20 protein-coding genes are annotated in these 22654 nt (G+C 66.2%); 12 read left to right on the top strand and 8 right to left on the bottom strand.

Features of this window, described 5'->3' with window-relative positions; genetic code table 11:
* Nucleotides 1-10 precede the first annotated feature (10 nt).
* Together ACIP90_RS17400 and ACIP90_RS17395 are read right to left on the bottom strand one after the other, a co-directional pair.
* Nucleotides 11-3691, bottom strand: a complete 3681-nt coding sequence (locus ACIP90_RS17400; RefSeq protein ID WP_400580816.1) for a TM0106 family RecB-like putative nuclease — start codon at nucleotides 3689-3691, stop codon at nucleotides 11-13.
* 193 nt (nucleotides 3692-3884) lie between these two features.
* Nucleotides 3885-4169, bottom strand: coding sequence for a DUF1540 domain-containing protein (locus tag ACIP90_RS17395; protein WP_400580815.1), 285 nt, complete (start codon nucleotides 4167-4169; stop codon nucleotides 3885-3887).
* A 326-nt stretch (nucleotides 4170-4495) separates the two neighbouring features.
* Here ACIP90_RS17395 and fdhA point away from each other — a divergent pair, with 326 nt between their 5' ends.
* Both fdhA and ACIP90_RS17385 read left to right on the top strand, forming a co-directional pair.
* The gene (gene fdhA / locus ACIP90_RS17390; protein ID WP_400580814.1) at nucleotides 4496-5707 is read left to right on the top strand and encodes a formaldehyde dehydrogenase, glutathione-independent; all 1212 of its coding nucleotides are present in this window, start codon (nucleotides 4496-4498) and stop codon (nucleotides 5705-5707) included.
* 209 nt (nucleotides 5708-5916) lie between these two features.
* Nucleotides 5917-6216 (top strand): hypothetical protein, encoded by a 300-nt coding sequence (locus tag ACIP90_RS17385; protein WP_400580813.1) that lies wholly within the window; start codon nucleotides 5917-5919, stop codon nucleotides 6214-6216.
* Between the two features lie 14 nt (nucleotides 6217-6230).
* Here the strand turns inward: ACIP90_RS17385 and ACIP90_RS17380 are convergent, their stop codons facing one another.
* Entirely contained in the window at nucleotides 6231-7355 is a 1125-nt protein-coding gene (locus ACIP90_RS17380) for a DUF1524 domain-containing protein (protein WP_400580812.1), read from the bottom strand.
* Nucleotides 7356-7763: 408 nt separating this feature from the next.
* On the opposite strand from ACIP90_RS17380, the gene ACIP90_RS17375 reads away from it, so the two are divergent.
* A complete protein-coding gene (locus ACIP90_RS17375; RefSeq protein WP_400580811.1) occupies nucleotides 7764-8360 on the top strand; it encodes a YceI family protein in 597 nt (198 codons plus the stop codon).
* 60 nt (nucleotides 8361-8420) lie between these two features.
* On the opposite strand, the gene ACIP90_RS17370 is transcribed toward ACIP90_RS17375, so the two are convergent.
* Nucleotides 8421-9152, bottom strand: coding sequence for a GntR family transcriptional regulator (locus ACIP90_RS17370; RefSeq protein WP_400580810.1), 732 nt, complete (start codon nucleotides 9150-9152; stop codon nucleotides 8421-8423).
* Between the two features lie 178 nt (nucleotides 9153-9330).
* Between ACIP90_RS17370 and ACIP90_RS17365 the strand changes: the two genes are divergently transcribed.
* From ACIP90_RS17365 to ACIP90_RS17335, 7 genes are all read left to right on the top strand, one after another.
* Nucleotides 9331-10737 (top strand): MFS transporter, encoded by a 1407-nt coding sequence (locus ACIP90_RS17365; RefSeq protein ID WP_400580809.1) that lies wholly within the window; start codon nucleotides 9331-9333, stop codon nucleotides 10735-10737.
* Nucleotides 10734-11759, top strand: a complete 1026-nt coding sequence (locus ACIP90_RS17360) for an L-idonate 5-dehydrogenase (protein WP_400580808.1) — start codon at nucleotides 10734-10736, stop codon at nucleotides 11757-11759. The genes ACIP90_RS17365 and ACIP90_RS17360 overlap by 4 nt, the downstream gene beginning before the upstream one ends.
* A gap of 64 nt (nucleotides 11760-11823) precedes the next feature.
* Nucleotides 11824-13035, top strand: coding sequence for a D-mannonate dehydratase ManD (manD, locus tag ACIP90_RS17355; RefSeq protein ID WP_400580807.1), 1212 nt, complete (start codon nucleotides 11824-11826; stop codon nucleotides 13033-13035).
* 44 nt (nucleotides 13036-13079) lie between these two features.
* The gene (locus ACIP90_RS17350) at nucleotides 13080-14015 is read left to right on the top strand and encodes a PfkB family carbohydrate kinase (protein ID WP_400580884.1); all 936 of its coding nucleotides are present in this window, start codon (nucleotides 13080-13082) and stop codon (nucleotides 14013-14015) included.
* 41 nt (nucleotides 14016-14056) lie between these two features.
* Nucleotides 14057-15472: a mannitol dehydrogenase family protein gene (locus ACIP90_RS17345; RefSeq protein ID WP_400580883.1), complete on the top strand. Its 1416-nt coding sequence runs from the start codon at nucleotides 14057-14059 to the stop codon at nucleotides 15470-15472.
* Complete coding sequence (eda, locus tag ACIP90_RS17340; protein ID WP_400580806.1) at nucleotides 15465-16091, top strand: bifunctional 4-hydroxy-2-oxoglutarate aldolase/2-dehydro-3-deoxy-phosphogluconate aldolase; 627 nt, start codon at nucleotides 15465-15467, stop codon at nucleotides 16089-16091. The genes ACIP90_RS17345 and eda overlap by 8 nt, the downstream gene beginning before the upstream one ends.
* Nucleotides 16092-16513: 422 nt before the next feature.
* The gene (locus tag ACIP90_RS17335) at nucleotides 16514-17389 is read left to right on the top strand and encodes a serine hydrolase domain-containing protein (RefSeq protein WP_400580805.1); all 876 of its coding nucleotides are present in this window, start codon (nucleotides 16514-16516) and stop codon (nucleotides 17387-17389) included.
* Between the two features lie 36 nt (nucleotides 17390-17425).
* Here ACIP90_RS17335 and ACIP90_RS17330 read toward each other — a convergent pair whose 3' ends face one another.
* Together ACIP90_RS17330 and ACIP90_RS17325 are read right to left on the bottom strand one after the other, a co-directional pair.
* Nucleotides 17426-18622: a TerC family protein gene (locus tag ACIP90_RS17330; protein WP_400580804.1), complete on the bottom strand. Its 1197-nt coding sequence runs from the start codon at nucleotides 18620-18622 to the stop codon at nucleotides 17426-17428.
* Nucleotides 18623-18780: 158 nt separating this feature from the next.
* On the bottom strand, nucleotides 18781-19530 hold the full coding sequence (locus ACIP90_RS17325; RefSeq protein ID WP_400580803.1) for an ArsR/SmtB family transcription factor: 750 nt from the start codon (nucleotides 19528-19530) through the stop codon (nucleotides 18781-18783).
* A gap of 143 nt (nucleotides 19531-19673) precedes the next feature.
* On the opposite strand from ACIP90_RS17325, the gene ACIP90_RS17320 reads away from it, so the two are divergent.
* The gene (locus ACIP90_RS17320; RefSeq protein ID WP_400580802.1) at nucleotides 19674-20591 is read left to right on the top strand and encodes a proline iminopeptidase-family hydrolase; all 918 of its coding nucleotides are present in this window, start codon (nucleotides 19674-19676) and stop codon (nucleotides 20589-20591) included.
* A 67-nt stretch (nucleotides 20592-20658) separates the two neighbouring features.
* The gene (locus tag ACIP90_RS17315; protein WP_400580801.1) at nucleotides 20659-21246 is read left to right on the top strand and encodes a dihydrofolate reductase family protein; all 588 of its coding nucleotides are present in this window, start codon (nucleotides 20659-20661) and stop codon (nucleotides 21244-21246) included.
* Here ACIP90_RS17315 and ACIP90_RS17310 read toward each other — a convergent pair.
* Both ACIP90_RS17310 and ACIP90_RS17305 read right to left on the bottom strand, forming a co-directional pair.
* A complete protein-coding gene (locus ACIP90_RS17310) occupies nucleotides 21239-21547 on the bottom strand; it encodes an ArsR family transcriptional regulator (protein ID WP_400580800.1) in 309 nt (102 codons plus the stop codon). The two genes, ACIP90_RS17315 and ACIP90_RS17310, sit on opposite strands and share 8 nt — an antisense overlap.
* A 374-nt stretch (nucleotides 21548-21921) precedes the next feature.
* On the bottom strand, nucleotides 21922-22632 hold the full coding sequence (locus tag ACIP90_RS17305; protein WP_400580799.1) for a FadR/GntR family transcriptional regulator: 711 nt from the start codon (nucleotides 22630-22632) through the stop codon (nucleotides 21922-21924).
* Nucleotides 22633-22654: the final 22 nt, after the last annotated feature.

Raw genomic sequence — 22654 nt, 5'->3', positions numbered from 1 at the left:
GTCCTTCGCGCTATCCCTCGCGGAGCGCGCGGGGACTGAGTCCGATGAACGCACCCAGTTCTTCAAGAGCCGACGGTTTGTGGGGCATGTAGTTGGTCAGCTCAGGGGACCGGACGATCACTGCGCGCCACTGCCCGCGGGAAACAGCGACGTTGAGGCGGTTGCGGTTCAGGAGGAACTCGGCCCCGCGGGGTGCTTCGGAGATGGCCGAGCATGCCATGGATACGAGCACCACGGGGGCTTCCTGGCCCTGGAACTTGTCGACCGTTCCCACCCGCACGCCGGACAGCCCCGCCTGGTCGAGAGCCCGCCGGATGGTTTGAACCTGGGCGTTGTATGCGGCCACTACCAGGATGTCGTTGGCCTCCAGCCTCCGAAGGGGCTCATCCCGGCCGGGCGTCCATTTCAGCCCGACGTGATCGTTGGCCAGTTGGACGATCCTTGCCGCTTCCTCTGTGGAGCTCGTGGTGTTGCCGCTGTGTTCCACAGCTACCGTCTCTACTCCGGCGGGAACGCCGTCGAGGTGGCGGTACGTGGTAGCGGGGGCGGCCTCGAGCTTGCCGTCATAGCTCAGCACGGACACGGCCTGGCAGAGCTGCGGGTGCATGCGCCAGGAATCCGCAAGGAAGTAGCCGAGCTCGGGAGGCATGGTGGCGTGTCCGGCGGACAGCCAGCCGAGGGCTGATTCATCGACGGGCTGGGGATGGGACCCCTGGGTGACCTGGGGCAGTTGCTGGGGGTCGCCGAGCAGCAGCAGACGCTTTGCGGAGCGGGCGACGGCCAAGGTGTTGGCCAGCGAGTACTGCCCTGCCTCGTCGATGACCAGCAGGTCGAGTGAGCCGGGCGGCACACACTTTCCGGTCATGGTCCAGGCAGTCCCTCCGACCAGGCAGCCGCCTTCGGCGTCAAGGACCCGCGCCACGTCATTGTCCGTGGTCAGAGCCCACGGGACATCGGAGCCGGTGCGGGGAGCTTTTACATCCTTGGCCACGACCCGGGGGTCCACTCCTGCCTTCGAGATGGCCGTGCAGAGCATGTTCTCCACGACGGCATGCGACTGGGCAACGACGCCAACTTTCCAGCCGCGCTGCACCAGGCGGGCGATGACATGGGAGCCGACGTGCGTCTTTCCCGTGCCCGGGGGTCCCTGGACGGCGATGTACGACCGCTCCAGGTCCTCGATGGCTTCCGTGATGGCCGAAACGTAGTCCGCGGCGCCCGAATCGTCGTGGGTGACCGCAGGAAGTGACTCCAGCGTGGCCAGCCGTGGAGGCACACGGCGCAGTACGTCGAGACCGGGGTGCTTCGGCAGATCTGGCAGGGCGGACGCCACTAGCCGGGCCAGCTCGGCCAAGGATGCCTCGATGCTTGCCGTGGGAATGGGACGGTCTGACGTGAGCGCCATCGGCAGCTGAAAGTACGGGGGAACCTTGCCGGTGGACTTCTCGGTGATGGTGATGATGGTCTTGCCGGGCTGGTCGGGGTGGTCTTCAACGGCTTCAACCAGCGTGCCGAAGATGCCGTCCCGGGACACAGACTCTGTTGCGGCCGCGTGCGCGGCGGGGCCTGTCTGCGGCGGCCGCGGAGTGCGTCCGCCATCGACCTCTCCGAGACCGTCCGGGAGGGGGTCCTCGAACATCCGGAACCACGTGGAGCCGGCACGGAACTCCGAACCTTCGCTCATGGTTCCGGTCAGGCGCAGGGTCCGCGATTCGGTGCGGGCGCGGCGGGTGGGTGGTGCCCAATCGGACACAACGGAGGCGTCGTCGACCACGAAGACGTTGCGCTGGTCAGACCAGCTGTCCACTTCGGATTCAAGGCGGTCGAAATGTTCCCACCAGAACTGCTTGGCTTCCCGGCGGTGGTAGCCCGTGGCCGCGGCGACCATGGCCACGGCCTGTTCGTCGGGCGTGAACCCCCGGGTGTCGGGAATGGAATCCAGGAACCCGCGAAGGGTTTCCTCCTCAGCGGTCGGTTCTGCCCCCGCCGTCGTGTCTTCGGGTGCCAGGGCATCCGGGGAGGCCGGCTGGCGCAGCCCTGGAGCCGCGGGACCGTTGCCCAACTGCAGCAGCCAGTCACGGAGGCGCAGGGTGGAGAGGCAGTCGTATTGGTTGTAGTCGGAGATGGAGGCGAGGATGGCAGCAGCCTCAGCCTGGGTCTCGGGCCCGCCGTCGCGCGCCGTGCAGTAGGCAGCGTAGGCCACGACGGAGGCCCCGGCGTCCTTGACGTCTCCGGACCGCAGGTTATCGCCCATGTACAGGGGCTCGAGTTTCTTGATGGAGTAGGACGGCTCGGAGATCCGGAGTGAATGCCGCACCGTGGCGTAGAGATCCACGAGGACGCCCTCGCGGAGCCAGGAGTCAACGGTATCCTCGCCCGCGACGTGCGTCAGGGAGAGGTTCCGGAGGGCAGTTTTTTCGTACGGTGCGTAGTGGTAGACATGCATGTCCGGATACCGGCTGCGGCGTTCCTCGACATAGGAGAGGAAGTCCAGGAATGCCTGCCGCTCTCCCGCGCGGGAGTGAGCCCAGAAGGGCCGGAACACCGGTGTGGCGCCGGGCGGATCCCCAGGCAGCGGCGCCTCGATGACTCCGAAGAGGTATTCCAGCCCCCACGTGCCTGTGGCGGGATCCTGCCACAGGGGATCGCCCTCGAAGTCGAAAAAGATATCGCCGTCAGAGGGAGCCGGGATGCTGGCGAGTGCATTCTCCGTCAGCACCTTGTAGGTGACGGTGTGGTCCTCGCCGTCCTTGACGAAGGTACGTGATCCGTCCGGACGCTCGCGCCCGGTCTGCATCCTGGCCTGTTCGCGCAGGCGGCGCCGTGACCCTGTTGCCTTTTCCGGTGGCAGTTCCGCCAGGGCGTCGATGGTGGTGATGCCTTCGGCAATCAGCTTTTTCCGCTGGACGGAGGTCATGCCTCCCACCATCAGCAGATCGCGGTGCATGGTCACCTGCTCGGCGCAGTAGTCGCACCGCCCGCAGTGTCCAATGCCGGGCTGCTGCCACCGGACAGGCGAACCGGCGGCCCGGTGGGCTGCTGTCAGTTCGCGGAAACGGTCGCGGCGCTCGCGGTACACGGGCAGCAGATCCGCGAGGGAGTGGATGCTGCGTTCGAGGTTGCCCAGCACCAGGGTGACGCGGGGCGCAGGATCAAGTCCGAGTTTGATCAGCTGCTCCCCGTACGCAGCGAGCTGCAGCAAAGCGCCGACCTTGGCGTGCCGGGCCAGCTTCGTGTCCCACACCGCGTAGCGGCCGGGGGCTTCACCGGACGCGCCCTCCTTAACCAGGAAGTCCGCATAGCCGAGGAATTCGCCGTCAAAAAAAGTTGCCTGGAAGACGACGTCCGCACCGGACTGGAGGGCCAGCGTGGTTTCGAGATGCTTGCTTGTCAGGTCCGCACGGTCCGTGGTTCCGCGCTCCACGCAGTAGACGCCTGTGCCGCGGGACGCATCCCAGGTACCGAACTCGGCGATGAGCTTATCGAGGACCTTGTGCTCATGGACGTCGCCGAGTTTCCCGGCGCGCGCCTGCATCTCGTCAGGCGGAAAGTCGGCCTTGGGCGATCGGCCGAGCTTCTCGTCCAGGGCACGGAGCGTGCGGTATTCACACTCGCTCGCTGCCACAAGGTCGCTGGCCGAGAACACCAGGTCGGCGGGCGCTTCCGGCGTCAGTGGATCGAGCAGGAACATGGGGCCTCCCCATCGGCAGCCTCGCGCCGGGAGGGCTCCCGGTGCGCTGATTCGAATCTAGCAAGAGGCTATGACAAAGAAGGGCGGCGCAGCGCGGGGAGCCGGATGCAGCGTCAGAACCCGGAGCCGACAGCACGACGGCCGGGCGGCAAGGCCGCCCGGCCGTCGTGCTGTGTGTGCGAAGCCGCTGTTCCTACGTGTGGGAGTAGGTGAGGCAATCGGCGTTGTCCGCGCCCGGGCCTACGTGGACTTCCGGGGCGTTGCACATCAGGTGGTCATTATGGACGCACTCGGAGCGCTGGCAGGCACCAATGTTGGCCAGGACCTTCGGCAGCCCGCCGTGGATGCCAGTCTCGATGAACGTGGCGCAGGAGGCATGGTCCGTGCTCCCGCCAACCGTGATGGCCGCGGCGTTGCAGTGGGTGTGATCGTTGAAGGAGCAATTGGTGACGCTGCAGTCTGCGACTTGCGTGCTCATATGAGGTTCCTCCATGGTCGTGGCCGTCCCGGCTGGACGCCCGCTTGTTCCAAACCTAGGCCCGTCCGGCCGAATCAAAAAGACCCAATACTGTTGCGTATTTACCTGGCACCCGGTCCCAGCTTCTCGCAGCCGTCCTGCATAGCTAACGGAACGTTATAGACCTCACCGTCCCGCGGGATTTAGACTGGCGGCACCCTCCACCACACACGCACGGACCACGCCGTCCGGCCTGCCCGTACCTGCCCTTGGAGGGGACATCAGATTGCTTCATGAATCACAATCCGACCCTTCTTGGGGAGGGCCGGTGACGCCAGGAGGAAGAGATGGAAGGGAACAAGGCCGTTGCCTACAAGGGGCCCGGCAAGGTGGAAGTCATTGACATCGACTACCCCAGTTTCGAACTCAAGGACGGGCCGGGCGTCAATCCGGCCAACGTGGGACGCAAGGTTCCCCACGGCGCAATACTCAAAACGGTCGCCACAAACATCTGCGGGTCGGACCAGCATATGGTGCGGGGACGGACCACGGCGCCGCCGGACCTCGTCCTGGGCCACGAGATCACCGGCGAGGTGGTGGAAGTGGGCCAGGACGTTGAATTCATCAAGGTGGGCGACGTCTGCTCGGTGCCGTTCAACATCGCCTGCGGCCGCTGCCGGAACTGCAAGGAGCGCAAGACCGGCATTTGCCTTAACGTCAACCCTGACCGCCCGGGCAGCGCCTACGGCTACGTGGACATGGGCGGCTGGGTGGGCGGCCAGGCCAACTACGTCCTGGTGCCGTACGCCGACTGGAACCTGCTGAAGTTCCCGGACAAGGACCGGGCCATGGAGAAGATCCTTGACCTGGCCATGTTGTCGGACATCTTCCCCACGGGATACCACGGTGCCGTGAGTGCAGGGGTGGGCGTCGGATCGACTGTGTACATCGCCGGCGCCGGTCCTGTTGGCCTCGCAGCGGCGACCAGCGCGCAGCTGCTGGGGGCCGCCGTCGTGATTGTCGGTGACCTTAACGAGGGGCGGCTGGCGCAGGCTCGCAGCTTCGGGTGCGAAACTGTGGACCTAACCAAGGGCGGACCCGCCGAACAAATTGAACAGCTACTGGGCGTCCCGGAGGTGGACTGCGGCGTGGACGCCGTGGGCTTTGAGGCGAAGGGCCACGGCGCGGGCGCCCAGGAAGCACCGGCCACCGTGCTGAACTCGCTCATGGACATCACCGCTGCGGGTGGGGCGCTCGGCATTCCCGGGCTGTACGTGACGGGCGACCCGGGTGGGATCGACGAAGCGGCCAAGAAGGGGTCGCTGAGCCTGAGCCTGGGTACCGGATGGGCGAAGTCTCTGGCCTTCACCACGGGGCAGTGCCCGGTGATGAAGTACAACCGGCAACTGATGATGGCTATCCTGCATGACAAGGTGAACATCGCCAAGAACGTCAATGCGAAGCCTATTCTGCTGGATGATGCGCCGACGGGCTACGCGGAGTTCGACGCCGGCGCGGCCACCAAGTACGTGCTCAACCCGAACGGCTACCTGAGCTGAGGGCTGCCTTAGCCGCATGCCTGGAACGCATTATCTGAACAGCAACGCGGGTCAGAACGCGCACTGAGGCCCGTCGGCTGAGGCCGGCGGGCCGGGGCCGTTCAGACCCCGTTCCTGGCCCCGCGTTCCTAGTCCCGCCTTCCTGTTGAGCGACCGTGGCACGTGGGAGAATTGTTGCACCGACGAACTCTGACCTGGAGGCGAGGTAGATGATGAACAATCAGCCTGAAGAAACTCCGATGGAAGTCCCGGAAGCCGACGCCTTTGAGCAGCGGCTGCCGGCCGTGCCGGGATCGGAGATGCACGAGGAGGATCCGCTGCCCGAGGACGCCCCCGAAGCGGACGTGCTGGAGCAACGGACCCCTCTGGTGTCCGGGGACCCGGCCGACCTGGCGGCCCCTGACCTCTCGGCCGAGGAAGCTGCCGAAGCGGATGCCATTGAGCAGGCGGCGGGAACCCCCGGAATCGATGAGGAGGACTACCCGTTCGCGGGTGAGGTGCCCGAATAGGGCGGCGGGACTGGCTACTCGCAGCCCACGCCGTCGCCGTCGCGGTCCAGTCTCCCGCTGTAGCCGGGCTGGCCCGCGAAGATAGGCGCGGCGCCTGCGGCCCGGACCTCCGCGCAGTTGGCGTAGGGGGCCACTGCCGGTGCTTGCGCCGGAGCGGGGCCTGCCGCGGGGGCAGGCTCCGGTGCGGCAGGAGCTGCCGGAACCGGTGGGACAGACGGGGAAGCCGCAGGTGCTGCCGCCGCAGCCGTCGCCGGAGCTGCCTGTTCCGCCGGGGCGCTCTGTGTCGTCGGGGCCGGCGTGCCGACGCACGTGCCAAGGACAGTGGCCATCGCGTCATGTTCCGCGCGCGTGACCCAGAGCTTGTACTTGGCTTTGACCGAAATCTGCCGGGCGACGTAAGCGCAGCGATAGGCCTTGTTGCCGGGCAGCCAGGTGGCGGCGTCGCCGTCGCTCTTTTGCTGGTTGGCCGGGCCGGAAACGGCGAGGAGGTTCAGGGGGTCATTGGCGAAAGCCGCGCGCTGCGCCTCGGTCAGCTTTTGGGCGCCCTTCTGCCAGGCGTCGCTCAGGGCCACGACGTGGTCGATCTGGACGGCGCTGCTGGTGCTGGCTCCGCGCTTGAATGCGATAGAGCTGGCGGTGTAGGGGTCGGCCAGCGTTCCGGAGAGGACCACGCAGCCCTGGGTTCCCGGTTTCAGCGATTTTGCCGTCAGATCCCTGAAAAGGATGTCGTTGCGGGTGTCGCAGCCGTTGTGGTCCGTGTCCGCCCAGGCCTGGCCGAACTCGGCCCGGTCATAGCCGGTCTTCGGGGCGCGCCCCTTGATAGCCAGGGTGCCGAGCAGGTCCAGGGCTTTGGCGGCGACGGGAGGTTGCGCAGTGGCCGATCCCCCAGGCCGGGCGGCGGGAATTGGGGCGGCGGTTGGCGATGCGGATTCCCGCACGTCCCCTGAGATGCTGGGGTGGACGTCCGACGGCGGTTCTTGCGTGGCGCTGATGGTGCCGCCGCAGGCGGTGGTTGCCAGAACGATGGTGGCGACGATGCCGCCTCTGATCAAGCCGGCACCCGCCACCCGGCCCATCCAGTCGACAATGCCGGCCGGCCCTGCGTTCTGCCGGCCCGGCAGCAGACGTACTCTCTTCAACTTCTTTATGCCCCCGTGGCGTTGGTTGTGCGTTCAACGAGCCTACCGGTGAAGGGGGACCGCACCGCGGAACTTGAGCCAATACTCGGCGAAGGCTGCGTCACGGCCCAGGACGCAGAGGGCCCCGCCCACCTTGCGGTGTGCGGGGCTCCTCCTAGCGGCAGGACCACCGCAACTGGGGGATGCGGCGGGCCTAACAACAACGATAAGGGTGCTTCCTGAAGAATAGCTAGGAGTTTTAGCCACACCTTAAAATCTTTTTTCGAGGAGCCTCAGAAGAAGTTCGGAACGACTGGTAAAACGGTGCAAGGGGCAGGACGTTTCCGGGGGTTCTTGACTTCACCCGCAGGCTGAACCAGTGTGGAAAACGCACCGTTTCAGCTGGATTTTCCCCTTAGGAGATGTGCGATGACGCTTCCCGCAGGCCTGACCCCGGGCATCTGGACCCTGGATATGTCCCACAGCGAGATCGGTTTTACTGTCCGGCATGCCGGCATCAGCAAGGTCCGGGGCCGGTTCCGGGAGGCGTCCGCCGAAGCCCGGGTCCGTGACTCCCTCGCCGAGTCCTCGCTCCACGCGACCGTGCAAACTGCCAGCTTCGACTCGGGGGACGCCAACCGCGACGCCCACGTGAAAGGGGCCGACTTCTTCGATGTAGCGGAGTATCCCGAGATGACCTTCCGCGCCACCGGCGTCGAGGGCGACGGCGACGACTACACCCTCACGGGCGACCTCACCATCCGGGGCATCACCAAGCCGGTGGAGCTGGAAGTCGAGTTCACGGGCGTGGCCGTGGATCCGTTCGGTGCCACCCGCGCCGGATTCTCGGCGGAGACGGAAATAAGCCGCAAGGAATTCGGGCTCACCTGGAACGCTGCCTTGGAGACCGGCGGGTTCCTGGTCAGCGACAAGGTGAAAATCAACCTCGAGGCCGCACTCGTCAAGGTGGATCAGGGGCACCAGGAACCGGGGCAGCAGGGCGCAACCGAAACCGCCGCGCCCTAGTTAGAGCACCGCCCCGGGCAGCAGATTTAGGACAGCCAGCGAATTAGGGCAACCGCGGATTCAGGACAGCCGCGCGATGCTTCGCCTGACGGGGCGCGAAGCCGTGCCGTCCGAAAACAGGTCCGGCGACGACGCCTGGATCCGCTTGACGTCTTCGAAAACGCCCCGGAGATGGACGCGCAGGGAGTTGTCGGCCTCGGCGAGATTGTTGGCTTCCAGGGCGTCCACCACGGCCGTGTGCTGCTCAATCAGCGTGGACACGGGCCGGGTGTCGATGAGGCTCAGCCGCCGCGCCCTGTCCAGGTGCGCCTTGGCTGAGTTGACGGCCGTCCACGCCGATTCGTGGCCCGCCAGCCGGAGGAGTTCACGGTGGAAATCCTCGTCCAGCCGGAAGAACTCCTCCACGTCCCCCTTGGCTTCCGCATCCTGCTGGCTCGCCAGAATGTCCCGAAGGCCGGCGATTCCCGCAGCATCAACGGCGAGGTCGTTGAGGGACGCGCATTCGATGGCTTCCCGGACGAACTGGGCCTCAGCCACCCGGCCCAGGTCCACCAAGGACACGAAGGAGCCGATCTGGGGGAATACCTGAACCAGGCCCTCCTCGCGGAGCAGGATCAGGCTTTCTCGCACGGGTGTTCGGCTGACTCCCAGTTCCTGGGCGAGCTCGTTTTCGGACAGCGGCTCTCCGGGCGGGAGCTGCAGGGAGATGATCCTGCGCCGGAGGGTTTCCAGTGTCTGGTCACGCACGGAGAGCCGTGGTGACTGTACTTTGACGGGTTTGCCGGTTGCCATGCATCCAGTGTAGTCATCGTTGACAAACTAGAATGGTAGTGCTTGTATGGTAGTCAGAACGCAGCCGGAAAGCCCCATGGTTAGCGGCTTCAGGGCCTGCTAAATCCGAAGACCGGTTACTTTCCCACCGCACCCTTTCCGCACCCTCCCTTTTTCATCGCCTGCAAAGGAGCAACTGATGACCGAGAGCATCGCGCCGCCCACCACCAAGGCGGAGTCCCGGACCACCCGAGACCTGGCCAAGGTTGCCGTGTCCGGCTGGCTCGGAACCGCCATGGAATTCATGGACTTCCAGCTCTACTCGCTGGCCGCGGCCATCGTCTTCAACAAGATCTTTTTCCCCGATGTCAGCCCGGTGATCGGCCTCATCGCCGCCATGGCCACTTACGGCGTCGGGTACGTCGCCCGCCTCGTGGGCGCCGTCTACTTTGGCCGCATGGGTGACAGGATCGGCCGCAAGAAGGTCCTCTTCATCACGATCGCCCTGATGGGTGCCTCAACCACCCTCATCGGCATCCTTCCCACGTACGCCATGATCGGCATCTGGGCTCCGATCCTGCTCGTTGCCCTGCGTCTTATCCAGGGGTTCGGCGCCGGCGCTGAAATCGCCGGAGCCACCGTCATGCTCGCGGAATACGCCCCGGCCCGCCGCCGCGGCCTGATCTCCTCGCTTGTCTGCCTCGGCACAAACTCGGGCACCCTTGCCGCGTCGGCGCTGTGGGCCATTCTCGTGGCCGTGCTGTCCGAGGAGCAGCTGCTCAGCTGGGGATGGCGCCTTCCGTTCCTGGCCAGCTTCCTGCTGATGATCTTCGCCGTGTGGATCCGCCGCTCACTCAAGGAAAGCCCTGTCTTCGAACAGCGCGCGGACGTTGTTGACGGCGTCGCGCTCTCCAAGGAGGAGATTGCCAAGAAGGATGCCGCCCGTGAGGCCGCTGAGGCCGCTGCCGCCGGCACCAGCACCATCGAAGCCGCGCTGCACCAGCGCAAGGGCAAGGCCTTCCTGATCGCCCTCGGCCTGCGCTTCGGGCAGGCCGGGAACTCCGGACTCATCCAGACCTTCCTCGTCGGTTACCTGGCCACGGTACTGCTCATGGACAAGACCATTGGCACCACGGCCATCATGTACGGCTCCATCCTGGGCTTCGCCACCATTCCGCTCATCGGCCTCCTGGGTGACCGCTTCGGCCGCAAGCCCCTTTACCTCACGCTGAGCACCCTCACGGCCCTGTTCGCGATCCCCATGATGATGATGGTCACCAGCGGGAACCCGACGCTCGTCACCATCGCCGTCGTCGCCGGCCTGAACCTGGGCGTGCTGAGCCTCTTCTCGATGGAAAGCGTCACCATGGCCGAGTTCTTCGGAGCCCGTACCCGCTTCACCCAGCTGGCCCTGGCCAAGGAAATCGGCGGCATCCTCGCCACCGCAATCGGCCCGCTGCTCGCCGCGACGCTCACGGCAGTCACCGGCCACTGGTGGCCGCTGGCCGCGATGCTCATCGGCTACTCGCTGATCACCCTCATCTCTGCCGCTGTGGGCCCCGAGGTCCGTGGCCGCGACATGGTCCGCCTGGAGGACGCAGTATGAAAGCCGTAGTTGTCCACGGCGCCAACGACCTGCGCATCGACGAACGGCCCGAGCCCGTTGCCGGCCCCGGCGAGGTAGTGCTCGACGTCGAATGGGGCGGCATATGCGGATCCGACCTTTCGTACTGGCGCCACGGCGCCTCGGGGACGGCGGCGCTGAAGTCGCCGCTCGTCCTCGGCCACGAGGTTGCCGGCCGGATCGCCCAGTTGGGTGCCGGCGTCGAAAACCTCGACGTCGGCCAGCCGGTGACCGTGCACCCTGCGGAACTGGTGGGGGACGGCGTGATGCCGGAACGGCTCAAGGGGAGGACGAACCTCTACCCTCAGATCCGGTACTTCGGTTCGGCAGCGTTCAATCCCCACACCGACGGCGGCTTCAGCGAGCGCAAGCTCGCCAGGGCATCGCAGATCCGGCCGCTGCCCGCAGGAGTGGACACGCTGCACGGGGCGCTCGCCGAACCGCTCGCCGTCGCCATGCACGCCGTGAGCCGGGCGGGATCACTCGCCGGCCGGGACGTGCTGGTCAACGGCGCTGGTCCGATCGGCTCGCTGGTGGTCGCGGCGGCCAAGTACGCCGGGGCCAGGACCGTGATCGCCACGGACATCAACGACGCGTCGCTGCGGATCGCCAGGGCCATGGGCGCCGACGAGCGTGTGAACGTCTCCAACGGCGGCAGCCTCCCGGAGGACATGGAACTGGTGTTTGAAGCCACCGGCATCCCCGCGGTGCTCGGCGGCGTCCTGCGCGCCACCGCCCGCGGCGGAACCATCGTCCAAGTGGGGAACCTGCCCGGCGCTCCGGCTCCGGCAGCGCTGGGTGACCTGGTGACCCGGGAAATTACGTGGATCGGCTCGTACCGGTTCGCGGACGAGATTACCGACGCCCTCCGCGCCATGGCCGAAGGCCTCGACGTTTCCCCGGTCATCACCCACAAGTTCGGCATCGACGAGGCTGCGGAAGCCATGCGCGTCGCGGCTGATCCCGAATCCGGCAGCAGCAAGGTCATGCTCCGCCTCAGCTGAGGCAGGTTCAACCACCACCAAGCCGCTCACCTTTCAAGACATTCAACATCCAAAGGACCCACCAGTGAAGATCACCGACGCACGGGTAGTGGTTTCGTCGCCCGGACGGAATTACGTGACGCTCGTTATTGAAACCGAGGACGGCATCACCGGCATCGGCGACGCCACCCTCAACGGCCGCGAGCTGGCCGTGGCGTCCTACCTGTCCGAGCACCTGTGCCCGCTGCTGATCGGCCGCGATGCCCGCCGCATCGAGGACACCTGGCAGTACTTCTACAAGGGCGCGTACTGGCGCCGCGGGCCGGTGACCATGACAGCGATCGCGGCGGTCGACGTCGCGCTCTGGGACATCAAAGGCAAGGCGGCCGGCATGCCGGTGTACGAGCTCCTCGGCGGCGCGGCCCGAGAGGGCGTCATGGTCTACGGCCACGCGAGCGGCTCCACTCTCGAGGACCTCAGCGCAGACTTCCAGCACCATCTGGACCTCGGCTACAAGGCCATCAGGGCCCAGGCAGCCGTTCCGGGGCTCGAGAAGACCTACGGGATCGGGCCGGTGGACGGCCGGACGTATGAGCCGGCCAGCGGCAACGTCCCGCAGGAGGACCTGTGGGAGACCACGTCCTACCTGGACTTCGCACCGAAGATGATGGCCCATGTGCGCGAACAGTTCGGCTATGGCGTTCACGTCCTTCACGATGTCCACCACCGGCTGACCCCGATCGAAGCGGGCCGGCTGGGCGCGTCACTCGAACCGTTCCGGCCGTTCTGGATCGAGGACCCGACGCCGGCGGAGGACCAGTCCGCGTTCCGCCTGATTCGGCAGCACACCACCACGCCCATTGCGGTGGGGGAGGTGTTCAACTCGATCTGGGACTGCCAGCAGCTGATCACCGAACGCCTGATCGACTACATCCGCACCTCCGTGTCGCACTCGGGCGGCATCACGCATCTGCGCCGCATCTTCTCGCTGGCGGATCTGTACGGGGTCCGGTCCGGCTCGCACGGCGCGGGTGACCTTTCCCCGGTGTCCTTCGCGGCCGCGCTGCATGTGGACATGAGCATCCCCAACTTCGGGGTCCAGGAGTACATGGGCCACCGTGAACCGGCCGGCGAGGTCTTCAGGACGTCGTACACCTTCAGTGACGGGTACATGCATCCCGGCGATGCTCCGGGCCTCGGTGTGGAGTTCAACGAGGAGGCGGCCGCCGCGTTCCCGTTCGACCCGAAGTACCTGCCCATCAACCGGCGGCTCGACGGATCGGTGCATGACTGGTGAGCAACTCGACCGAACACAACCAGACCCCTTTCGACGTCGTCGTGATGGGGGAGATCCTCGTTGAGGTGGCCACCGACGTCGCGTTCGGGCACGGCGTACCTGCCCAGGTGGGGATCTCCGGCGACGCGCTGAACGTCGCGGCGGCTGCCGCGGCGGCCGGTGCCAGGGTGGGGCTGCTGTCCGTCCTGACCGACGATGACCTCGGCCAGGCGATCGCCGCCAGGATCCGGGAACTCGGCATATCCACGGACCTGCTGAAGTTCCGGACCGGGCAGCAGGGCGTGTACCTGGTGCACTGCGACCCCGACGGGCAGCGCGAATTTTCCTACGCCCGCAGCGGCAGCGTGGGCTCCACGCTCGGACCGGACGACGTCGACCCCGCCGTCTTCTCGGCGACCGGTGCCGTCGTTGCAGGCGGAATCGCCTGTGCGGTCTCCGACTCGTCCCGGGCGGCCGTCCTCAAGGCCGCGGCGCTCGCCGGACGCTTCGTGTTCGACCCCAACTTCCGGCCCCGGCTCACCTCGGTGGAGTACGCGACGGCGGCCCTCACCGAACTGGCGCCGCAGACCTTCCTGGTCACCCCGTCCTTCCCCGGCGAAACATCCGCCCTCCTCGGATGCCCGACGCCCAAGGAGGCTGCCGCGAAGCTCCGCGGCCTTGGTGCCGTGAACGTCGCCGTGACATGCGGGGCGGACGGAATCCAGCTCGACGGAGAAGGGCTGGACGCTTCTGCGGATCTCGCCTGGATCGACTCGATTCCGGCACCCTCGGTGGTGGACCAGACCGGCGCCGGCGACGCCTTCGTCGGCACGCTGACCGCCCGGATGGTGCTGGGCGACAGCCTGCCTGTGGCGGCCCGGTACGGCGCGGCCGCGGCATCGCTGGTGGTGGGCGGCAAGGGCGGGACCGGCTTCATCCCCACCTTCGAACAGACTCGAGCGCACGCCGAACCGGAAGGAGCAGTGTCATCGCACGCCTAAGCGAAGCTTCGCTGGCTGCCAGCGGAGACCACCAGGCCATCCTGCGGCGAGGCAGGCCGCAGCCAGGAATAGTCCACCTGGGTCTGGGCGCCTTCGCCCGGGCGCACACGGCCGTGTTCACGGAAAACGCGATGCTGGCCTCCGGCGATTCAAATTGGGGGATCGTCGGAGTCACGCAGCGTTCGGACACGGTAGCCCGGCAGCTCGCACCGCAGGACGGCCTGTTCACGGTGGCAGAACGGGGCGAGGGTGCCGCACCGCTGCGTGTGGTCTCCAGCATCGTGGAGGCCATCTCGGCACGGGACAACCCGGGGGCGGTGGTGGACCGGATCGCCGCGGACGCGACCAAGGTGGTGACGCTCACCGTCACGGAGAAGGGGTACCGGATCGATCCGCACACAGGGTCGCTCAACATGGGCGATGAACAGGTGCGGGCCGACTTGGCCGGGCAGGCGCCGCAGACGGCGATCGGGCAGATCACCCGGGGCCTCCAGCAGCGGTCACAGACCGACGCCGGGCCCATCACCGTGGTCTCGTGCGACAACCTGCCGGCCAACGGCGATTTGACCGGGGAACTCGTGCGGGCCTTTGCCGCCGCGCTGCCGGCCGGGGAGGCCGAGCCGCTGCTGGCCTGGCTCGCTGCGAATGTCACGTTCCCCAACACGATGGTGGACCGGATGGTGCCGGCCACCGCGCCAGATGACCTGGACGCCGTCGAACGTGAGCTGGGGCTGCGTGACGAGGCCGCCGTGGTGGCCGAGCCGTTCATGCAGTGGGTCATCGAGGACAATTTCGCGGCGGACCGGCCGCGCTGGGAGGAAGCCGGGGCGCTGTTCAGCACCGACGTCGCCGCGTGGGAGGCTGCCAAGCTGCGCCTGCTCAACGCGAGCCACTCGATGCTGGCGTATCTGGGGCTGGCCGCGGGCAAGGCGACCATCAGCGACGCCGTGGGGGAGGCCGCGTTCCTCACCGCGTGCCGGCGCATGATGGCCGAGGACGCCCTGCCCGCCATCAGCCTGCCCGAGGGGCTGGATGGGGATGCGTACTGCGCCCAGGTACTCAGCCGGTTCGCGAATCCCGCCCTGGGCCACACTACGGCCAAGGTGGGAAGCGACGGATCGCAGAAGATCGGGCTGCGGCTGCTGAGCACGGTCCGCAGCGCCCTGGACGCCGGCCGCGAGCCGCGCTGGGCCGCCCTGGCGGTCGCCGCCTGGATGCGCCACGTCGCCTCCACGCCCGCCGCAGAGCTGAACGATCCCCTTGCCGGGGAACTCCACGCGGCCCTTCCCGCGGCGCGCACCGCTGACACCGTGGTTCCGGCGCTGCTGGGCTGCCGCAGCATCTTCGACGCCGGGCTGGCGGCGGACACCCGCTTTGCCGGCCTGCTCACGCACTGGTACCGCATCATCGACACCCACGGGCTGAACGGCCTGAGAAGAGAGATCAACCATGGCTGACGCAACGAGCGTCCTGAACGTTTCCCCGGTCATCCCCGTGGTGACCATCGATGACCCGCAGGATGCGGTCCCGGTGGCGCAGGCACTGGCCGACGGCGGCATCCGGATCATCGAGCTCACGCTGCGGACCGAGACTGCGCTCACCTCCCTGAAGCTCATCGCCAACGAGGTGCCGGACATCCTGGTAGGCGCCGGCACCGTCCTCACTCCCGGCCAAGCTGATGCCGCCGCGACGGCAGGCGCCCAGTTCCTGGTCAGCCCCGGCGTGACGCCGTCCCTGCTGGGCCACATGCTGGCGCTCAACGTCCCGGTCCTGCCCGGCGTGGCCACGGTGGGCGAGGTGATGGCGGTGCTGGAAAGCGGGCTGGAAGCGATGAAGTTCTTCCCGGCAGGTCCTGCCGGCGGCCCGGCCTACCTGGCGGCCATCGGCGCGCCGATCCCGAACGTACACTTCTGCCCCACCGGCGGCATCAGTTTGGCAACAGCCCCGGATTACCTGAAGCTGCCGAACGTCTCGTGCATTGGCGGCAGCTGGCTCACTCCCCGGAGTGCGGTGGAGGACAGGGACTGGGCGCAGATCACCGGGCTTGCGCGGGAAGCGGCGGCGCTCGCTGCCTGACCCGCGCCCGCTGCCTGGCCGCAATCGTGCAGAACCCCGTAGCCGTGGCCCGCAGACGCGCGTAGAGTCGGGAAGGACCGGACCATCCACGGTCACCGACTGAATAGCCGCAATCTGAACTGAGGAGTTCACCATGAATTTGGGACACAAGATCAGGAATGCCGCAGAACGTCTTAGTGGGCGGACCGGTGCCGCCGGCGGCGCTGCGCGCCCTGCCCGTCCGAGGGCTACCGGAGCAGGAACCGGCATGAGCCACGGCGCTGGCGCCCACTTGGGTGACAGGCTCCGCAACCTGCTCAGGAGGCACTAACCTGCACGCGGAGGTTCACGGCGACGCAGCGCTGGGATCTCTGCTGCAGAGCGGTCTAGGGCGGCGGCAACCAATGGTTGCCGCCGCCACCGTTTTGCCGGGGGAGCTTTCAGTGGCCAGCATCGGCGCGCCACTCGACGCCGATTATGAGATCGGATCCGTCTCGAAAGGGATCACCGGGCTGCTGTATGCGGACGCCTGTACCCGCGGCGAGCTGGGCCCGGACACCACCCTAGGCGACGCGCTGCCTTTGGGGGACTGTCCTGCTGCGCGCGTCACCCTGGCCGCTGTCAGCAGGCACGCCTCAGGCCTTCCCGGATTGCCCACGTCAGCCAGGCCGCTGCGGCGGACTGCGGCCTTCCTGCTGCACGGGACCAACCCCTATGGCGAAACCCTGGAGGAACTCCTGGCACAGGCACGCACGGTGCGGCTGTCCGCGCCGCGACCGCGGTACTCAAACTTCGGGTTCGAGCTGCTGGGCCACGCCGTCGGGGCCGCGGCAGGGATGAGCTACCGCGCCCTTGTCCGCGAACGCCTTGCGCTGCCTTTGGGCCTGGATTCCATCTACATGCCTGCCACCGCAGCGGAACTGGGGCCCCACGCGATTACCGGCAGGAGCCGCTCCGGACGGCCCCGCCAGCCGTGGACCGGGGAGGCACTTGCCCCGGCCGGCGGCATCCGGGCCGCAATCGGAGACATGGCCCGCCTTGTACAGGCACTCCTCGACGGCTCGGCCCCGGGCATGGCTGCCCTCGACCCCGTCGCGAACTTCGCGGGACCTGCGGCGCGCATCGGCGCTGCCTGGATGACCCTCCGCGTGAAGGGCCGGGACATTACCTGGCACAACGGCGCAACAGGTGGTTTCCGCGCATGGGCGGGCCTGGACCGGGAGGCGGGGACCGGCGTCGTACTCCTGTCCGCAACAGCGGTAATGGTGGACCGGCAGGGGTTCAGACTGCTGAAGGAGCTGACCCAACGGGTCACGTAACGGGACCAGCGAAGCCCGCAGGGCGGCGTTCCGGGATCAGTGTCCGTTGGCCCGCTGGAGAGCCTCGTCGTGCTCGGCGTGGGCCTGCCGGAGGAGGTTCATGAACTCGGTTTCGTTGCGGATGAGCCGCTTGTACTTTTCCGGCAGTTTCCTGAGTTCGGCTTCCTCGCGGAGCATCTTGTTGAAGATCACCTCGCGCTCGGCGATGTCCGTTTCGTAGTTGAGGTCCACGTATTCGGTGGCGTGGCGCTTGGCACCGGAAACCATGTTCTTGGCCTTGCCCTTGGGGCTGTAGATCGAGCCGAGGACCGTGATGAACAGGACGCCGAGGATGACCGTAAGCGAGGTTCCGGTGCTGATCTCGACGACGTTCACGTGTTCGCCGTCGTTGATGAACGGCAGGGTGTTCTCGTGCAGGGCGTGGAGGATCAGTTTGACGCCGATGAACCCCAGAATGGCGGCAAGGCCGAAGGAGAGGTAAATGAGGCGGTCAAGCAGCTCGTCGATGAGGAAGAACAGCTGCCGCAGACCCAGGAGTGAAAAGACTGTTGCGGTGAAGACGATGTATACGTTCTGGGTCAGGCCGAAGATGGCCGGAATGGAGTCGAGGGCGAACAGGATGTCAGTTCCGCCGATGGCCACCATCACCAGGAGCATCGGGGTGAGGACCCGCTTGCCGTCCACAGTCGTGAAGAGCTTGTCGCCGTCGTAGTGCTCGGTGGCCGGCAGGAACTTCCTGGCCAGCCGGACCACCAGTCCCTCTCTCTCCTCGTCGTGCGAATCGGGCCGGAGCAGGTTCCCGGCTGTGATCAGCAGGATGAGACCGAAGATGTAGAACACCCAGGCGAAGCTGTTGATGAGGGCAGCGCCGAGGAAGATGAAGCCGGTGCGGGCGATGAGCGAGAAGACGATGCCGAACAGCAGCACTTTTTGCTGGTCTTTGCGCGGCACCCTGAAGCTGGCCATGATGATCAGGAAGACAAACAGGTTGTCCACCGACAGCGCCTTTTCGGTCACATAGCCGGCGAAGTACTCCGTGCCCATGGTTGAGCCGCCGAACATCCAGACCGCCACGCCGAACAGGAGCGCGATGCCGACATAGAGGGCGGACCAGAAGGCGGATTCTTTGAGCTTGGGGGTGTGGGCCTTCCGGACGTGGAAGAAGAAATCGAAGGCCAGCAGGCCCAGGATTCCGGCTACGGTCGCGATCCAGACTATGAGGGGGACTTCCATGCTGCGTGCCTCTTTCCAAGTGAACGAAGTCGCATGCAGTGAGAGGGCTCAGCCGGTTTGACGAACCCGCAACGCCGCATCGGTCTAGGAATCACCCTACCGAAGGGTGTGCGGGCCCGCCTCACCATGCAGGCCCCGGCCTCGGGGCCGGGGCCCGTTCAGGTGTACATCAGGGAACCGGGCGTGGTGAGGGTCTGACCAGTCTCCAGCCAGGTCTTCAGCCCGGAGAGGATCATCGGCCAGCCGCCGTAGAGCTGCTCATTGGCGCCTTCGCGGAGCTGGTCATGCGTGACGGTCAGCCGGCAGGAATCGGCCACGGGTTCAATCTCCCAGGTGATCCGGGACGTGCCCTCGGCCTTGACGTCGTCGCCCCAGAGCGCCCGCATGGTCTGGACGAGGCGGCGGGGCGGATCGACTTCCAGGTTCTCGCCTTCGCCCAAGGGATCCCCGCCGTCGGGGGCCATCTCGAACCGCGACCCCGGCGTCCAGTCCGAGGTGATGTGCACGCCGAACTGGTATTTGCTGCGGATCTCGCTGTCCGTGATGGCTTCCCAGAGCCGTTCGGGAGTGGTCTTGATGTAGATTTCGAAGATCTTTTCCATGGGGCTTTCCAATCTGGATTTGAGGTCGCTGAGCGCAGCGGCCCATGGTTCTGCGTATTTGCTCACCCAGCGGTCGTGGACGAGCCTGATTGGCACCGGATTCAGGAAATGCAGCTTCTCGCGGCCGCGGCGCCGCGTGACCAGGAGGCCTGCCTCTTCCAGGATTTTCAGGTGCTTCATGACACCGAAACGGGTGATGTCGAAGTGCGCCTCGAGGGCGCTGAGTGTCTGGCCGTCTTCGCGGAAAAGCTCGTCCAGCAGTTCCCTCCGGATGGGGTCGGCCAGGGCCTTGAATACGGCGTCCACACGTTCAGGATAGGTGACCATTTGGTCACATGTAAAGGTCACGAAGAGGGTGCGTAAACCGGCATTGACCCCTCACGGTCCCCGGAGTCTAATCGGAACATCGAGGTCTCCTCTCACCTCGACGAACAGACCGGAGGATGGCAATGGCGCCGAATTTAGCCGTGAACGAGGGCCTTGCAGACGTAACTGGCGGGCGGGTCTGGTACCGGATCGTTGGCAATGGACCTGCCATGCCGCTGGTCACAGTCCACGGCGGCCCTGGCGCCACGCACGACTATCTGGAGCCGCTGGAAGCGCTGGCCAGCGACCGGCCGGTCCTCTTTTATGACCAGCTCGGTGCCGGGAAGTCGGACGCACCTGACGACATCGGGCTTTGGACGAACGACCGCCTGGTCGACGAACTGGAACGTGTCCTCGACGCCGCTGGGCTTGACCGGGTCCATCTGCTCGGCCAGTCCTGGGGAACCATGGTTGCCGCGGAGTTCGCCCTGCGGGCGCCCGGGCGGGTGGCCAGCCTCGTTCTGTCGGACCCACTGCTCAGCATGCCACGCTTCGCCGCTGGCACCGCCAACCTGCGCGCCGCACTTCCCGAAGGGGTTCGTGAGGTGCTGGATCGCCATGAGGAGGCCGGCACCTTGGACTCCGGGGAGTACCAGGACGCGGCGATGGAATTCTACAGGCGTTACGTCTGCCGCCTGGACCCGTGGCCCGAGCCCCTGATGCGCTCCTTCGGCCAGCTGAACGGGACCATCTACGAGCGGATGCAAGGCCCCAACGAGTTCGTGATTACCGGCATCCACAAGGACTACGACATCACCGGCCGCCTTGGAGAGATCAGCGTTCCCACGCTCTTCATCTGTGGACGCTACGGTGAAACGCGGCCCGAGGAAACCACGCTTTACCATTCCATGACACCGGGATCGGAGCTGGTGATCTTCGAGGAAAGCAGCCATGTTCCGCACCTTGAGGAGCCGGAGCCCTACCTGCAGGCGCTCCGGGACTTCCTGCAGCGGGCCGAAGAGACGGCGTCCACCGGCGGCCCTGGTTCTGCAGGGTCCTGAGTGGGAAAGTTTCGGTAAGCGGGAGGGCCTCGAGTCCTTCGAAATCACTGGGAGCGAGGAGCACACCATGGGGCAACTGGTGGTCCAAGAGTTCGTAAGCGCCGACGGGTTCGCGGCGGACGCCAACAACGAATTCACCTTCTATGAACTGCTGGACGGGGGCACCGCCGAGTTCGACCGCAGCCAGTTGAAGTGGCTGGACACCATCGACACGATGGTCCTCGGGGCAAACACCTACCGGATGTTCCTCGAGTACTGGCCAACGCCGGCATCAAAGGATGAAATCATTGCGCCTGCACTCAACGGGCTCCGCCGCGTCGTTTTCTCCCGCCACCTCACGAGGGCCCCCTGGGGAGACCTGCCGGAGGCGGCCATCGAATCCGGTGACGCCATCGAGGCGATCCAGCGGATCAAGCGGGAGGCCGACGGCGACATAGTGCTCTGGGGCAGCCTCACCCTGGCCGGGACGCTCCTGGCCGCGGGCGAGGTGGACCAGGTGCGGCTGGTCGTGATGCCCATCGCCTTGGGTGAGGGGCGGGGAGTGTTTCCCGCGGGGCAGGACCCGAGCGTGCTGAATCTTCTCAGCGCAACAACGTATGACCAAGGGCTGACCGAGCTCGTCTACGGGCTCCGGGCGCGGCGGGCTGCTACTTAGCCGTGAGGAGCTGCATTCGCCGGGTGTCTGCAGGGACGAGCGAATAAAATGGGGTGAACCTGGCCCTCATCCCGGGGGACATGTCGGACCGGACGATCGACGCGGCCTCAAGCGACGTGAGGTGGTAGCGGACGACGTCTCTGGAAAAGCCAAGAGCGGTGCTGATGTCGGCCACCTTGCTTGCCCCGTTGGACGCCAGAAACTCGACGATCCGCGATCTGATCTGGTTGGGCCGAACTTTGTGCCGGCGATTACCCGAGGCGCTGGCCACTTGTCTGTTTGGGCTAACTACTTCAGTCACAATAATTTCCTTTCAATCGGGGCGGCTATGAGGCGGTTCGCTGGCCTCCTGCGCGTCCTGCTCTGGTGCAGCCTCTAGTGAAGCGGGTGCTCTGTAGCGAGCGGCCAGGGGGCATGGCGGTGCAGCCCTGAACACATCGAGGCAGGGCGGTGGTGCCGGGGGGTCCTCACGGCTTCGTTGACGGGAGTGGGTTAGGCGGGGCCGGCCTGATGCCTGCCGTGTGCAAGGGGGCGAACACCGTTGTTCGCGTTGCAGCGTGGCCGGGCATGGGGGCAGCAACAGTTGGGCCGCGGTCCTTCGCTGGCAGGCTGAACCAGGGCTACGGCTGGGATGCGGATGGGCAGCCAGGATGTATCAGAGAGGCAGGATCGTGGTCAGTTCCCTCCTCCGGGCACGAGGCTGCCCAAAGCGCACTCCACCCCGTGCAGGTGGCGTGTCATGGCTCTGGACGCTTCTTGAGCGGAGCCCCGTTCAATGGCAGCGAAAATGCGGGCATGCTCGCGATCGGATTCCTTCCGCCGGTCAGCTACGAGGTTCAGGGTGATCGACTGATCACCCATGGCCTCGCGGATGTCGGTCAGGACCCCCACAAACACCCCATTGCCGCTGCACCGGGCGATGGTGGCGTGAAATTCAGCATTAAGAAGGATCCACTGCTGGAGGTCATCTTCATCGGACATTGCCTCGAGAATTTCGCGAAGCGCCTCTACGTCTTCAACTGTCCGGCGCTCGGCGGCAAGGGCAGCGGCGGGCACTTCGATGTGTGGCCGCGCCTCCACCAAGTCACGGGCCGAATACTTGCCGAGCTTCAGATCCTGGGCGACACGGTCCGCGATGACGAAGGTCCCCTTGCCGGTGAAGGTAGCCGTCAGACCAAGCGCGTTGCACGATTTCAGTGCTTCCCGGACCATCGACCGGCTGACGCCGTACTGCTGGGCCAGTGATGCCTCCGAATCGAGCCGTGCCCCCACAGGGATCTTGCCGGCTTCAATGGCGTTTCGAAGGGACGCGAATACGGCTTCGGCGGCGCCGACCCGTACTACTTTATCTTGTCCAGCTGTCCAGCTGTCCAACAGGTTGTCCATGCAGCAAATATGACATGGGTCA

This window comes from Arthrobacter sp. NPDC093139 (assembly GCF_044754165.1).
GTDB lineage: Bacteria > Actinomycetota > Actinomycetes > Actinomycetales > Micrococcaceae > Arthrobacter.
This window is presented reverse-complemented; position numbering and strand designations above follow the sequence as displayed.